We start from the raw sequence: 14,980 nt of genomic DNA, 5'->3' as shown, positions 1-14,980 counted from the left end.
ATGGTAAGCCGAGTTGATCGCGGTCCGGTCGCGGAATGGTTCTGGACCATCGACCGTTTCTTTCTGGCGGCGTTCATCGCGCTGATGGGCATCGGCCTGATGCTGTCATTTGCGGCATCGCCGGCGGTTGCCGAACGCATCGGTCTCAACAGCTTCTTCTTCGTGGAACGTCAGGCGATGTTCATGGTGCCTTCGCTGGCGATCATGATCGGTCTTTCCTTCCTGTCGCCGCGTCAGGTCCGGCGCGTGGCGGTGATGATGCTGATCGCGTCGCTGCTGATGATGATTTTCGCGCTGTTCTTCGGTATCGAGGTCAAGGGCGCACGGCGCTGGATTTCCATCGGCAGCTTCTCGATCCAGCCATCGGAATTCATGAAACCCGCCTTCGTCATTGTCTGCGCCTGGCTGTTTGCCGAACGCGCGCGTCACCCCGAAATTCCCGGCAACCTCTTCGCTATCATCACCTTCGGTATCGTGGCGGCACTTCTGATCGCCCAGCCCGACTTTGGCCAGACCATCCTGACATCGGTGGTGTGGGGCGGCATGTTCTTCATGGCCGGTGTTCCGTGGTTCTGGATCATCGTGCTCGGCGGCCTCGGCGTTCTCGGCATCGTCTCCGCCTATCTGCTCCTGCCGCACGTCGCCGGCCGTATCGACCGTTTCTGGACCGGTGAGGGTGATACCTTCCAGGTGGATACGGCGCGCGAGGCGATCATTCGTGGCGACTGGTTCGGTCGCGGCCCGGGTGAGGGCATCGTCAAGCGTATCATTCCCGACAGCCATACCGACTTCATCTTCTCGGTGGCGGCGGAAGAATTCGGCATTGTTTTCTGCATGTTCCTTGTGGCGATCTTCGCCTTCATCGTGTTGCGCGGCCTCTCGCACGCCTTCAGGGAAAAAGACGATTTCTGCCGCTTTGCCGTGGCCGGTCTGGTCCTGCAGATCGGCATGCAGTCAATGATCAATATCGGCGTTAATCTGGAGCTGATGCCCGCCAAGGGCATGACGCTGCCACTGATTTCCTATGGTGGTTCGTCGATGATGGCGATCTGCGTCACGGCAGGCTTCCTTCTGGCGCTGACACGCCACAGGCCGGAAAAGAGGGCGCAGGAGCGCAGCTTCTTCCGCGTCGGTTCCGGCGTTCCTGCGGAGTAAATGATCATGAGCAAGGGTATTGTTCTGCTCGCCGCCGGGGGTACCGGCGGCCATGTCTTTCCAGCCGAGGCCTTGGCGCACACGCTGAAAGCGCGCGGGTATCAGGTGCATCTGGTCACCGACAGCCGTGCCGAGCGTTATGCGGGAAAGTTTCCGGCGGAAGAAATTCACGTCGTTCCATCCGCCACCATTGGTTCGAAAAACCCGATTTCCGTGGCGCGTTCGCTGTGGAAGCTGTGGACAGGGCTGCGTTCAGCGCGCCGGCTGATCTCGAAGCTGAAGCCGGTTGCGGTCGTCGGCTTTGGCGGTTATCCCACCGTGCCGCCGCTGCTTGCCTCGACCGGGCTTGGCGTGCCATCGATCATTCACGAGCAGAATGCGGTGATGGGTCGTGCCAACAAGGCGCTGGCGGCCCGTGTGAAGGCGATTGCCGGCGGTTTTCTGCCGCCCGCCAACGGCCAATATTCCGACAAGACGGTTGCGACCGGCAATCCCGTGCGCCCGGCGGTGCTGGCGGCGTCAGAGATACCCTATACGCCTTCGCAGACCGGCGAGACGTTCCAGCTCGTGGTTTTCGGCGGCAGCCAGGGAGCGCAGTTCTTTTCCAGCGCGGTTCCGGCGGCGATCTGCCTGTTGAAGGACGAGCAGCGCAAGCGCATCGTCGTGACCCAGCAGGCGCGCCCGGAAGACAAGGACAGTGTGATCTCCTCGTATCAGAAGCTGGGCGTGAAGGCGGATGTCTCGCCTTTCTTCGGCGACATGGCCTCCCGCATCGGTGAGGCCGATCTGGTCATCAGCCGTTCGGGTGCATCGACGGTATCGGAGCTTTCGGTCATCGGCCGACCCTCGATCCTCGTGCCTTATCCGCATGCGCTGGATCACGATCAGGCGGCCAATGCGGCAGCGCTTTCGGCAGCCGGCGGTGCAAGCGTTATCAAGCAGGCGGAACTGTCGCCGCAGAAGCTCTCCGGCCTTCTGTCCTCGGCGCTGTCCGAGCCGGATCGGTTGTCCGCAACGGCGGCGGCGGCCAAGGCGACAGGAAAACCGCATGCGGCAGATGTACTGGCCGATCTGGTCGAGGCGATTGCGAGCGGAAAGTCCGTACAGGAATTCAAGAAGAACATTGAAGGAGTTGAGGCATGAAGATGCCGAAAGCCATAGGCCTTGTCCATTTCATCGGCATAGGCGGGATCGGCATGAGCGGCATTGCCGAAGTGCTTCACAATCTCGGTCATCGCGTACAGGGCTCCGACCAGGCCGACAGCGCCAATGTGCAGCGCCTGCGCGACAAGGGCATCGAGGTCTTCGTCGGCCACACGGCGGATAATCTCGGTGATGCCGAGGTCGTGGTCGTTTCCACCGCGATCAAGAAGAACAATCCGGAGTTGATCGCCGCGCGGGAAAAACACCTGCCGATCGTTCGCCGTGCCGAAATGCTGGCTGAACTCATGCGTTTCCGCAACGCCATTGCCATCGGTGGCACGCACGGCAAGACCACGACGACCTCGATGGTCGCGACCCTGCTGGAAGCCGGCAATCTCGACCCGACCGTCATCAACGGCGGTATCATCAACGCCTATGGCACCAACGCCCGCATGGGCGAGGGCGAGTGGATGGTGGTGGAGGCCGATGAATCCGATGGCACATTCCTGAAGCTTCCGGCCGATGTGGCCGTGATCACCAATATCGACCCGGAACATCTTGACCACTACGGCAATTTCGACGCCGTGCGCGCTGCTTTCCGGCAATTCGTGGAGAATGTTCCGTTTTACGGCTTTGGCGTCATGTGTCTCGACCATCCCGAGGTGCAGGCTCTGGTTGGGCGTATCGAAGACCGTAAGGTCATCACCTATGGTGAGAACCCACAGGCCGACGTGCGTTTTTCGAATGTGCGCATCGATGGCACACGGTCTATCTTCGATGTGGAAATTCGCCGGCGCCGCACCGGCAAGATATTCTCCTTCACGGACCTCGTCCTGCCGATGCCCGGTCGCCACAATGTTTCGAACGCAACGGCCGCGATTGCCGTCGCCAATCGTCTCGGTATTTCGGAAGCGGACATCAAGAAGGGCCTTGCCTCCTTTGCCGGCGTCAAGCGTCGTTTCACGCTGACGGGCGAAGCCAATGGCGTGCAAGTCTTCGACGATTACGGCCACCATCCGGTTGAGATCAAGGCTGTGCTCGCGGCTGCGCGCGAAGCCTGCAAGGGCCGCATCATCGCCGTGCACCAGCCGCACCGCTACAGCCGCCTTTCCAGCCTGTTCGATGATTTCGCGCATTGTTTTAACGATGCCGATACGATTATTCTTGCTCCGGTCTATGCAGCGGGCGAAGATCCGATCGAGGGCGCAAGCTCGGAAGCGCTGGTCTCCGCAATCAAGGCTGCCGGCCATCGCGATGCCCGTTTTCTCGAAAAACGGGAAGATCTCGCGTCAGTGGTTGCAGGCATTGCGAATCCGGGCGATTTCGTGGTTCTCTTGGGGGCCGGAAATATCACGCAATGGGCGGCAGTGCTGCCTTCGGAATTGAAGAGCATATCAGGAAAGTCTGAATGAGACAGGTCGATGGGGTTAAATTGCTGGGGAGGCTCGGCGACGGGGTAAAGGAATTGCGGGGACGTCTGACACCGGATGCGCCCATGGACCGCGTGACGTGGTTCAGAGCCGGCGGTCTTGCGGAAGTCATGTTCCAGCCGCACGATACCGACGATCTGGTTACATTCCTGAAAATCCTTCCGGAGGACGTGCCGTTGACCGTGGTCGGTGTCGGCTCGAACCTTCTGGTGCGCGATGGCGGCATTCCAGGTGTCGTCGTCCGTCTTTCCGCCAAAGGTTTCGGCTCGGTGGAGCTTTCGGGTGAAAACCGCATCAAGGCAGGCGCGATCTGCCCGGACAAGCATATTGCCGCGATGGCCATGGATAATGGCATTGGCGGTTTCCATTTCTATTACGGTATTCCCGGCTCCATCGGCGGCGCTCTGCGCATGAATGCGGGCGCCAACGGCGGTGAAACGCGTGAGCGTGTCGTGGAGGTTTATGCGGTGGACCGTCAGGGCAACCAGCATGTGCTCTCCAATGCGGATATGGATTACAGCTATCGCCACTCCGGCGCCGATGCTGGTCTGATCTTCACCGGCGCCCTGTTTGAGGGTTATCCGGAAGACCGCGCGAAGATCCGCGCCGATATGGACGCCGTGCGTCACCACCGCGAAACCGTGCAGCCGATCCGTGAACAGACCGGTGGATCAACCTTCAAGAACCCCGAAGGTCATTCCGCCTGGGAACTGATCGACGAAGCGGGCGGTCGCGGTCTGGTCATCGGCGGTGCGCAGATGTCATCGCTGCATTGCAATTTCATGATCAATACCGGCCATGCGACCGGTTACGATCTGGAATATCTGGGCGAGACCATTCGCAAGCGCGTGTTCGAGAAGTCGGGCATTCGGCTGGAGTGGGAAATCAAACGGCTTGGGCTATTCATGCCGGGTCGTGAAGTGGAGCCCTTCCTCGGCGCCTGAAATTTGCGATGCCTCGCGATTGCCATGAGCAACTGCGTTAGCCGTTTCATATCTCTCCTGGCAGCACCAAGCGGCCAGGAGTTTTTGTTTCATATCACCCTTGGCGACGGGTAACGGTCGATCAATAGTTTTTATCTATAAGCAGTATTTAGATTACGGGAGAGGCAGCGTTGCGCCACTCTACTGCTTGGGTGATATTTATAGCATTTTCATTGCCGATCGCGTAAGCGGACAGCTGTCACGTTTTTTAAGCGAACTCGTCGCGATAACGACATTCACCGTGGCGACACCGGATGGATGGCGTCGGCTTGACCCGGTACAGTCATCATTTCGATTGGCTTGCCTGATCGCTTCCATAGCCGCCGTTATCTGTGTCGTTGCGATCCTGACGATGGCGCAGTTGGACCTGGTCTCGGACTTGAGCAATGGGCTCACAATCGGCCTGGTCCTTAGTACGACAATCTCTTTCACCGTCGGTTTTTTAATTTGCTGGCTCAATGCTAGGCAGATGCAGTTACTGATCCAGTCACACGAGCGTTTTGCGCAGCTCAGCCAGACTGATGCTCTGACAGGTCTTCACAACCGGCTAGGTCTTTATTCGAATTGCGTTCACCTGAGCACGCCGTATTGCGTCGCATTTATCGACATTGATCATTTTAAGTCCGTGAATGACAGGTATGGCCATTTGGCTGGTGACATGGTTATCTCCAGTGTTGCCAAGACAATTCGGGAAGGTTTCGATGAAGCCGCTCATGTGGCGCGGATGGGCGGTGAAGAGTTTGTCGTCGTCCACACCCTTGCCCCGGACCGGTTCCTGGAACTGTGCGAAGGCGTCCGTGAGAAGATCGCGACGACAACGGTTCATTTTCAGGATTTGCAGATCAGTACCACCATCTCGATAGGTGTGGCCTTGCGCGGGAACAGGGAGATTTTCGAGAAGGTCATGCACAGTGCGGATATGGCGCTCTACGAGGCGAAACGTAGCGGGCGTAATCGCATCTGTTCGTCGGGCGCGAAAGGTGGCCGTCAAATTATCGCCTAAGGATCATCACAGACGAAAAAAGGCCGCGAAGGTAATTTCGCGGCCCCGATCTTTTAGTGGCCTGTCGCTCAGACTTCATCCTTGCGGGACAGAAGAATGCAGGCGAGCGTGATGAGGGCGGATACGCAGAGGTAATATCCGACATATCCCATGCCGTAATTCACCTGCAGCCATGTGGCGATGTAGGGTGCCAGCGATGCGCCGAAGATGCCGGCCATGTTGAAGGTGATGGACGAGCCGGTGTAGCGCACCCTTGTCGGGAAGGGGGCGGCAAGCGCCGTTCCAATCAGGCCGTAGGTCATGCCCATCAGCGTCATCGCAAGGGCCGCGAAGATGAAGATCGAGCCTTCGCCGCCTGTCATCAGGGTAGGCAGCAAGAACGAGAACAGGCCGATCAGCACCGTCGTCAGGATCAGGATTTCGCGACGGCCGAAGCGCTCAGCGAGCTTGCCGGCGATCGGGATGAAGATGCCGAAAACGATGGAGCCCATGATCTGCACTTCAAGTGCGTCGAGGAACGGGATTTTCAGAACCTTGACGTTGTAGGACAGCAGGTAGGCGGTACCGATATAGAACAGCACGAAGGTAGCCAGCGCCACGAAAGTGCCGAGCGCGAGGCTGCGCTTGTGGTTGCGGAACAGTTCCACGACCGGCACGGCAACACGTTCTTCCTTTTCGATCGCCTTCTGGAAGGCAGGCGTTTCGGTGATCGACAGACGAACCCACATGCCAACCGCGATCAGGATGATCGAAGCGACGAAGGGAATGCGCCAGCCCCAGCTCAGAAGCGCTTCCTGCGACATGAAATGCAGCAGGATCCAGAAGACGCCGGAGGAGAGGAACAGACCGACGGGCGCGCCGAGCTGCGGAAACATCCCGTACCAGCTGCGCTTGCCGGGAGGAGCGTTTTCCGTGGCCAGCAGGACCGCGCCACCCCATTCTCCGCCAAGACCGAAGCCCTGACCGAAGCGGCAAAGCGCCAGCAACAGAGGTGCCAGAACACCGGCTGTCTCATAGGACGGCAGAAGGCCGATCACGACCGTCGATACGCCCATGGTCAGCAGAGCGGCGACCAGCGTAGCTTTACGGCCGACGCGGTCACCATAATGGCCGAAAACGACGGCGCCGAGCGGGCGGGCGAAAAAGGCGATGGAGAAGGTGGCGAAGGATGCCAGAAGTGCCGTCATCGGATCATTGTTCGGGAAGAACAATGTCGGAAACACGAGCACTGCGGCCGTGGCGTAAACGTAAAAATCGAAAAACTCGATGGTCGTGCCGACCAGGCTGGCAGTGAGAACTCGTGCAGGCGAATTTGTCTTTACAACGTTCGAATTGCCAGCTGTCGGCGATACCTGAGATACCGCGTCAGTCATGGTTTTGGTCCCATTTTTGGATGATTGCATGTCATGCCTTGGGAGGCATTGACTGCGTTAACGCAATTTTTGTTCTTTTGGAATGCTAAAAAAGAAATAATGCGGACAATGTGATCGGCTGGTGCGACAGGCACCGCAGCGTGTGCGAGGACGCAGTCTCAAGATTGAGAGACTGATTCAGGCGAAGGATTTAAAATGCTGAAACGTCAGATAATTTTCGCTGGGGAGAAGCGTCATCCGTTAACGTTTTCGCCTTGTCTTTATCAGGGATAGAAGTGTGCGGCACCCCCGTTCTATTTCCGATCATTGAAAACCTGCATGTTGCAATCCGTCCAACTCTCTGATTCCAAGGAGGTAATTCGGATCGATGCTGATTCTTTAATGGAACTGGCATGTTGGGCGCGGCGGTTAACGAAAGTAAACGATTCATTAACCTTAATGGCGTTTAACTGATCTCAAGGATCATGTGCCAGAATCACCGTTCGTCAAATTCGGTTGGTTCCGGTGCGGATCGTAGCGGAGATTTGGTGTCAGAGGTATCGATGGGCGGCAAGCACGTAGCTGTTCTTTTGGGTGGGTTTTCGTCGGAGCGGCCGGTCAGCCTCTCGTCCGGGAACGCTTGCGCGCTCGCCCTTGAGGGCGAGGGGTACAAGGTCACCCGGGTCGATGTGGGGCGCGATATCGCCGCCGTACTCGGCGAGCTGCGCCCGGATGTCGCCTTCAATGCGCTGCATGGCCCCTTCGGTGAAGACGGCACCATTCAGGGCATTCTCGAATATCTCGCCATTCCCTATACCCATTCCGGCGTGCTCGCTTCTGCACTTGCCATGGACAAGGCGCAGGCCAAGAAAGTGGCTGCGGCTGCTGGCATTCCGGTGGCTGACGAACGCGTCATGAACCGGTTCGAATTCACCAGCGAACATCCGCTTGCGCCGCCCTACGTCGTGAAGCCGGTGCGCGAAGGCTCGAGCTTCGGTGTGGTGATCGTCAAGGAAGACCAGTCGCATCCGCCGCAAATCCTTACCTCGTCCGAATGGCGTTACGGCGATCAGGTCATGGTCGAGCGTTACATCCATGGTCGCGAACTGACCTGCGGCGTGCTCGACGGCGAGGCGCTAGGTGTGACGGAAGTGGTGCCGCTGGGTCACAATTTCTATGATTATGACGCTAAATACGCAGCCGGTGGCTCAAAGCATGTCATTCCAGCAGAAATTTCACCAAAAATTTACCAAAAAATTCAAACACTGGCGGTTATGGCGCATCGGGCGATCGGGTGCCGTGGCGTAAGCCGTTCAGACTTTCGTTACGACGACCGCTTCTCAGAAGATGGCGAAGTTATCTGGCTTGAAGTGAATACGCAGCCGGGCATGACGCCGACCTCCCTGGTGCCGGAAATGGCGGCGCATGCTGGCCGCTCCTTTGGTAACCTTGTCAGCTGGATGGTGGAGGACGCTTCGTGTTTGCGGTGACCGGCAAAAAGTCGACGGCAAAAAAGCGCGAGCAATTCGTGGCGACGGCAAATGCCGACGATCGCAGGGTGCTGCCGCGTCCGCTGCGTCGTTTCGTGCGTTTCGGTGTCAGCCTTGCGACCGGACGCATCCACATTCCCGCCCATACCGGCACGATTTCGGCTGTTGCCTTTTACGCGGTGATCGGGCTTTACGGCATGTCGCTTGGCGGACATACGAATATCGTCACCCAGACCACGACCTCGGCCGCCGGTTTTGCGGTTGAGGACGTCAAGGTATCCGGCAATTTGCAGACATCGGAAATCGAAGTCTTCCAGCTTCTCGGCCTTGACGGCAGCACCTCCCTGATTGCGCTTGATATTGATGCGGCACGCCGCAAGCTCGTCCAGCTTCCCTGGGTCGAAGATGTCGATATCCGCAAGGTCTATCCGAAGACGGTTGAGGTTCGCCTGAAGGAGCGTGAAGCTTTCGGCATCTGGCAGCATGGCACGGAACTGTCGCTGATCGAAAAAAGCGGCAGCGTGATCGCGCCGCTGCGTGACAATAAATTTGCCGCCCTGCCGCTTTTCGTCGGACGTGACGCGGAAACGGGTGCTGCCGGTTTCGTCGCGCAACTGGCCGATTGGCCGGAAATTCGCAACCGCGTTCGCGCCTATGTTCGCATTGCCGGCCGCCGCTGGGATCTGCATCTCGACAACGGCATCGTCGTCAAGCTGCCGGAAGAGAACCTGCCGCAGGCACTGCAATTGCTGGCACGGCTCGATCTCGAGGAAAAGGTTCTGTCGCGTGATGTCGCTGCCGTCGATCTGCGTCTGACGGACCGCACCACGATCCAGTTGACCGAAGGCGCAGCAGAGCGCCGCCAGACGGCGGTAGATGCACGCACGAAGGCACTCAAGAAAGCGGAGAAGAACACATGAGCTTTTTTGGTTCTTCCCATTTCGGCCTGCCTCGCCTGAAGCCGCTGTCTTCCAAGCGCAGCCACATCGTCTCGGTGCTCGACATCGGCTCGACCAAGGTCGTTTGCATGATCGGACGGCTGACGCCGCGCCAGGAAAGCGAAATCCTGCCGGGTCGCACCCACAAGGTGGAAATCATCGGCATTGGTCACCAGCGCTCGCGCGGTGTGAAATCCGGCGTGATCGCCGATCTTGACGCGCTCGAAGGCGTGATCCGTCTTTCGGTGGATGCGGCCGAGCGCATGGCGGGCCTGACCGTCGACAGCCTGATCGTCAATGTTTCCGCCGGCAGGCTGGCAAGCGACATCTATACCGCGAGCATCGATCTCGGCGGACAGGAAGTGGAAGCAAGCGACCTGCGCAAGGTTCTGGTGGCGGCGAGCCAGCAGTCTATGCGTCAGGACCGGGCGATCCTGCATTCGCTGCCGACAGGCTATTCGCTGGATGGCGAGCGCGGCATTCGTGATCCGCTGTCGATGTATGGCGATCTTCTCGGTGTCGACATGCATGTGGTGACTGTCGAACGCACGGCGCTGAAGAACCTCGAGCTTTGCGTCAATCGCGCGCATCTCTCGGTCGAGGGCATGGTGGCAACGCCCTATGCCAGCGGTCTTGCGGCATTGGTCGATGACGAGGTCGAGCTTGGCTGTGCAGCCATCGACATGGGCGGCGGCACCACGACGATCTCGGTTTTCGCCGAAGGCCGTCTCATTCATACCGACGCGATCGGCCTTGGCGGTCATCACGTTACGACAGATCTTGCACGAGGCCTCTCGACACGAATCGAAGATGCGGAGAGACTGAAGGTGGTGCATGGTTCGGCTTTGCTGAATGGCGCGGATGAGCGCGACATGATTTCGATCCCGCCGATTGGCGAAGATGATCGCGATCAACCATCGCAAGTTTCAAGGGCACTTGTTACCCGCATCGTGCGGGCGCGTATCGAAGAGACGCTGGAATTGATCCGTGATCGTATCCAGAAGTCCGGCTTCAGCCCCATCGTCGGCAAACGTGTTGTCCTGACGGGCGGCGCGAGCCAGCTGACGGGGCTGCCGGAAACGGCACGGCGCATTCTTGCCCGCAACGTTCGTATCGGCCGCCCCATGGGGGTTGCGGGTCTTCCGGTTGCGGCAAAGGGACCGGCATTTTCAACCGCATGCGGACTGATGATTTATCCGCAGGTGGCGGACATCGAAATTCATGCGGCGCAAGGCGGAATGTTCTCGCCGTTTGGTACGGGTAGCGGCCGGATAGCCCGGGTAGGGCAATGGCTGAAAGAGAGTTTCTGAGTGGCCTCGTGGCGTGAGCCTGAGGTTTCCAAGTTGAGTTTTCAAGAATCGGCCAGCGGGGCGATGCGGCCAGAGAAAGAAGGAATGGTAAAATGACGATACAGCTGCAAAAGCCTGATATCACCGAGCTGAAGCCACGCATCACTGTTTTCGGTGTCGGCGGCGGTGGCGGTAACGCTGTCAACAACATGATCACGGCTGGCCTCCAGGGTGTCGATTTCGTCGTCGCCAACACGGATGCACAGGCTCTGACCATGACGAAGGCAGACCGGGTCATCCAGCTCGGCGTCAACGTCACCGAGGGTCTCGGTGCCGGTTCCCAGCCGGAAGTCGGACGCGCCGCCGCTGAAGAATGCATCGATGAGATCATCGATCACCTGAACGGCACCCACATGTGCTTCGTCACTGCCGGCATGGGTGGTGGTACAGGCACCGGTGCTGCACCTGTCGTTGCACAGGCTGCCCGCAACAAGGGCATCCTGACGGTCGGCGTCGTTACCAAGCCTTTCCATTTCGAAGGCGGTCGCCGCATGCGTCTTGCCGAACAGGGCATCGAGGAACTGCAGAAGTCCGTCGATACGCTGATCGTCATTCCGAACCAGAACCTCTTCCGCATTGCCAACGACAAGACGACCTTTGCCGATGCCTTCGCCATGGCTGACCAGGTTCTCTATTCCGGCGTTGCCTGCATTACCGATCTGATGGTGAAGGAAGGTCTCATCAACCTCGACTTCGCTGACGTTCGCTCGGTCATGCGTGAAATGGGCCGCGCAATGATGGGTACTGGCGAAGCTTCCGGTCCGGGCCGTGCGATGCAGGCTGCGGAAGCGGCAATCGCCAACCCGCTGCTCGACGAAACCTCGATGAAGGGCGCACAGGGCCTCCTGATCTCCATCACCGGCGGTCGCGATCTTACCCTGTTCGAAGTCGACGAAGCGGCTACCCGTATTCGCGAAGAAGTCGATCCGGATGCGAACATCATCCTCGGCGCAACCTTCGACGAGGCACTTGAAGGTCTCATCCGCGTCTCCGTCGTCGCGACCGGCATCGACCGCGTTGCGGGCGTTGGCGAACAGAACATTGCCGATATGCGCGCCGCAGCCGCCAAGCCGCTTATCCGTCCTTCCGCGGCCGTTGCTCCCGCTCCGGCCGCAGTTCAGCCTGCACAAGCAGTATCGCAGGCACCAAAGACCGTAGACCAGATCGCCCAGACCATCCGTTCGGCGGAAGCCGAAATGGAACGTGAACTTGGTTTCGCAGCACACCAGCAGCCTTCTCAGGATTTCCGTCCGCAGAGCAAGCTGTTTGCATCCGCTCCGGCTGAAGCACCGGCAGCTCTCCGTCCGGCCCAGCCGGTTCAGCAGGCTGCTCCGGCACCTGTTGCCCCGGCACCGGTCTATCACGCGCCGGAACAGGTTGCCGCTCCGCGTCTGCAGCAGCCGCAGGCTCCGGTCTATCAGGAGCAGGCTCCTGTTGCCCGCCAGCCCGAGCCTGTCCGCATGCCGAAGGTCGAGGACTTTCCGCCGGTCGTGAAGGCCGAGATGGATCACCGTGCCCACGCAGCTCCTGCAGCCCAGGAAGAGCGTGGCCCGATGGGTCTTCTGAAGCGCATCACCAACTCGCTTGGCCGACGCGAAGAGGAAGAAGTTCCTTCCGAGATGATGGATGCGCCGAGCATGGCGCCGCAGCAGCGCCGCGCACTTTCGCCGGAAGCCAGCCTCTACGCTCCGCGTCGTGGCCAGCTTGACGATCACGGTCGTGCGACGCCTTCTTCGGCAAGCCACCATGACGACGACCAGCTGGAAATTCCGGCGTTCCTGCGTCGCCAGTCCAACTAACAGCGATTCCGTTCGCCTCTCCAAACGCCCGGGTCACACGACCCGGGCGTTTTGTTTTATTGTGCGTTATTAACAGTAAATTAATTCATCTTTTCAATGGCTTGTGCGTGTAACAATCCGAAACGAACAGTGATTTGTCCTGGCACTTTCATGTGCGTATGTATGAGGCTGGGTAAGGGAAAACATTGACCTTGCCGGTTGTTGAAACCGGCTTGAAAAACTTGAACGGCGCTGAATATACGGCGCGGTTTTCAAAACAAGGCATATACGCATGACTATCGGATTGCTCGGATTTCAGACGACTATCGCAAATGCTGTTCAGCTCAAGGGCATTGGCGTGCATTCCGGCAATCCGGCTTCGATGACGTTCCAGCCCGCAGAAGCAGGAACGGGCATCGTGTTTCAGCGCCTTCATGAAAATGGCAGCGTAACCGAGTTGAAGGCGGTGTCTTCCAACGTCGGCAATACCGATCTGTGCACCGTGCTCGGCCGCTCGCTATCCCAGTCAGTGGCAACGGTCGAGCACGTCATGGCCGCCATCTACGCCATGGGCCTAGATAACCTCGTCGTTGAGGTCGACGGTCCGGAAGTGCCGATCATGGACGGCAGCTCTGCGCCATTTATCGATGCGATCGAATCGGCTGGCATCAAGAACCTTGGTGTGAAGCGCCGCTATATCCGCGTCATCAAGCCGGTGCGCATCGATTCGGGTGCGTCCTGGGCGGAATTCCGCCCTTACGACGGCACGCGGTTCGAGGTCGATATCGATTTCGACACGCCACTGATCGGCAAGCAGTCCTGGAAGGGCGACCTGACGGCGGATACGTTCAAGAACGAGCTTTCGCGCGCCCGCACCTTCGGCTTCATGCGTGACGTGGAGCGCCTGTGGGCTGCTGGTTACGCACTCGGCTCCTCGCTTGAAAACTCTGTTGTCATCTCCGACGACAACAGCGTCATCAACATGGAAGGCCTGCGTTATGCCAAGGACGAATTCGTTCGCCATAAGACGCTGGACGCCGTGGGCGACCTGGCACTTGCCGGTGCGCAGTTCATCGGTTGCTATCGCTCCTATCGCGGCGGCCACAAGGTCAATGCCAACGCGCTGAAGGCTTTGCTGAGCGACCGCTCGGCCTATGAGATCGTGGAGGCTCCGGCCGCCCGCAACCAGGTACGTGCCCGCGAATTCGTCCCGGTCAACATGCCGGAATTTGCACCCTGGTCCGCTTGAGTTTGTTTGCAGGCTATTGATTGACAGGAAAAGCCGCTCCGTTTCGGGGCGGCTTTTTCACGATGAGGGGCGGGATGTTTTGTCATACCGCCTGATATTCATGCGATTGCATGGGCCGATGCCATAAAAATGCGTTAATGCATCATCATTGCGTTGCCCTGCAGATGCTTTTATGGCTAGAAACGCCAGTGCAAAGCCGATGCTTATGTATTTGCGCGGGAAGTGGGAACTGTCGAATGAAGCATGTAGGGTCTGGTGCAATGAAGGGTACGATGCGGGGGATCGCCGTTTCGTTGATGTTGGTCGGTGCGAGTGTTGCCGTCACGGCCTGCCAGTCCGATCCGGATATCGACATTACCAAGCTCGGCGTCGAGACCGATCCGCCAGACGTTCTGTACAAGCAGGGGCTTGCAAACATGAACGCCGGCAACATGACGGAAGCCTCACGCAAGTTCGAGGCGATCGACAAGCAATATCCCTTCACCGAATGGGGCCAGAAGGCGCTTGTGATGCAGACCTTCATCGCCACTCGCACCAACAAGAACGACGTGGCCATCGCGTCGGGCAGCCGCTTCCTGCGCCAGTATCCGCGCTCCAAGGATGCCGCGTACGTTCAGTACATGATCGGTCTTGCCTATTCGAAGCAGATTTCCGACGTGACGCAGGACCAGCGCGCCGCGCAGCGCACGGTCGAGGCGATGAGCAAGGTGGTCAACGACTACCCTGATTCGGAATATGTCGCCGACGCGCAGGCCAAGATCCGTTTCGCCCGCGACCAGCTCGCCGGCCGCGAAATGCAGGTCGGCCGTTATTACCTTGAGCGCAAGGAATATCTCGCCGCCGTTTCGCGTTTCCGTATCGTCGTCGAGCAATACCAGAACACCAACCAGATCGAGGAAGCGCTGGCCCGTCTGACGGAATCCTATTATGCGATGGGTCTTTCCGACGAGGCGCAGACTGCTGCCGCCGTTCTCGGCAACAACTATCCCGACAGCCAATGGTATGCGGATTCCTACAAGCTGCTGAAGGGCGGTGGGTTGGAGCCGCGTGAAAACAAGGGGTCCTGGATTTCGCGCGCCGGCAAGAAGCTTATCGGCGCCTGAGACAGGG

12 protein-coding genes are annotated in these 14,980 nt (G+C 58.8%); 11 read left to right on the top strand and 1 reads right to left on the bottom strand.

Translation table 11 applies throughout. The features are described 5' to 3' along the window. The 5 genes from ftsW (at position 1) to AC5SEO_RS10560 (ending at position 5,714) form a co-directional block, all read left to right on the top strand. The gene (gene ftsW, locus AC5SEO_RS10580) at positions 1 to 1,155 is read left to right on the top strand and encodes a putative lipid II flippase FtsW (protein WP_003513223.1); all 1,155 of its coding nucleotides are present in this window, start codon (positions 1 to 3) and stop codon (positions 1,153 to 1,155) included. Between the two features lie 6 nt (positions 1,156 to 1,161). Next, positions 1,162 to 2,298 (top strand): undecaprenyldiphospho-muramoylpentapeptide beta-N-acetylglucosaminyltransferase, encoded by a 1,137-nt coding sequence (gene murG, locus AC5SEO_RS10575; protein WP_026330780.1) that lies wholly within the window; start codon positions 1,162 to 1,164, stop codon positions 2,296 to 2,298. After that, the gene (murC, locus tag AC5SEO_RS10570; protein ID WP_019565282.1) at positions 2,295 to 3,710 is read left to right on the top strand and encodes a UDP-N-acetylmuramate--L-alanine ligase; all 1,416 of its coding nucleotides are present in this window, start codon (positions 2,295 to 2,297) and stop codon (positions 3,708 to 3,710) included. Before murG ends, murC begins: the two co-directional genes overlap by 4 nt. Further along, positions 3,707 to 4,672, top strand: a complete 966-nt coding sequence (murB, locus tag AC5SEO_RS10565; protein ID WP_003513214.1) for a UDP-N-acetylmuramate dehydrogenase — start codon at positions 3,707 to 3,709, stop codon at positions 4,670 to 4,672. The genes murC and murB overlap by 4 nt, the downstream gene beginning before the upstream one ends. 187 nt (positions 4,673 to 4,859) lie before the next feature. Continuing rightward, positions 4,860 to 5,714, top strand: a complete 855-nt coding sequence (locus tag AC5SEO_RS10560; protein WP_236771231.1) for a GGDEF domain-containing protein — start codon at positions 4,860 to 4,862, stop codon at positions 5,712 to 5,714. A gap of 68 nt (positions 5,715 to 5,782) precedes the next feature. Here the strand turns inward: AC5SEO_RS10560 and AC5SEO_RS10555 are convergent, their stop codons facing one another. Beyond that, entirely contained in the window at positions 5,783 to 7,087 is a 1,305-nt protein-coding gene (locus tag AC5SEO_RS10555) for an MFS transporter (RefSeq protein ID WP_025594039.1), read from the bottom strand. 542 nt (positions 7,088 to 7,629) lie between these two features. Between AC5SEO_RS10555 and AC5SEO_RS10550 the strand changes: the two genes are divergently transcribed. The 6 genes from AC5SEO_RS10550 to AC5SEO_RS10525 all read left to right on the top strand — a co-directional run bounded on the left by AC5SEO_RS10550 (position 7,630) and on the right by AC5SEO_RS10525 (position 14,973). Next, the gene (locus tag AC5SEO_RS10550) at positions 7,630 to 8,556 is read left to right on the top strand and encodes a D-alanine--D-alanine ligase (protein ID WP_115062179.1); all 927 of its coding nucleotides are present in this window, start codon (positions 7,630 to 7,632) and stop codon (positions 8,554 to 8,556) included. Then, positions 8,544 to 9,476: a cell division protein FtsQ/DivIB gene (locus tag AC5SEO_RS10545; protein WP_003513210.1), complete on the top strand. Its 933-nt coding sequence runs from the start codon at positions 8,544 to 8,546 to the stop codon at positions 9,474 to 9,476. Before AC5SEO_RS10550 ends, AC5SEO_RS10545 begins: the two co-directional genes overlap by 13 nt. Beyond that, positions 9,473 to 10,804 (top strand): cell division protein FtsA, encoded by a 1,332-nt coding sequence (gene ftsA, locus AC5SEO_RS10540; protein WP_003513208.1) that lies wholly within the window; start codon positions 9,473 to 9,475, stop codon positions 10,802 to 10,804. The genes AC5SEO_RS10545 and ftsA overlap by 4 nt, the downstream gene beginning before the upstream one ends. Positions 10,805 to 10,896: 92 nt before the next feature. Further along, on the top strand, positions 10,897 to 12,642 hold the full coding sequence (gene ftsZ / locus AC5SEO_RS10535) for a cell division protein FtsZ (protein WP_065659193.1): 1,746 nt from the start codon (positions 10,897 to 10,899) through the stop codon (positions 12,640 to 12,642). A 271-nt stretch (positions 12,643 to 12,913) separates the two neighbouring features. Then, positions 12,914 to 13,870 (top strand): UDP-3-O-acyl-N-acetylglucosamine deacetylase, encoded by a 957-nt coding sequence (gene lpxC / locus AC5SEO_RS10530; protein WP_003513204.1) that lies wholly within the window; start codon positions 12,914 to 12,916, stop codon positions 13,868 to 13,870. Positions 13,871 to 14,106: 236 nt separating this feature from the next. After that, positions 14,107 to 14,973: an outer membrane protein assembly factor BamD gene (locus AC5SEO_RS10525; RefSeq protein ID WP_003513201.1), complete on the top strand. Its 867-nt coding sequence runs from the start codon at positions 14,107 to 14,109 to the stop codon at positions 14,971 to 14,973. Positions 14,974 to 14,980: the final 7 nt, after the last annotated feature.

It is taken from the genome of Agrobacterium sp. K11, from assembly GCF_059429395.1.
The sequence above is the reverse complement of the archived record's forward strand: the minus strand, read 5'-3'. Positions and strand labels throughout refer to the sequence as shown.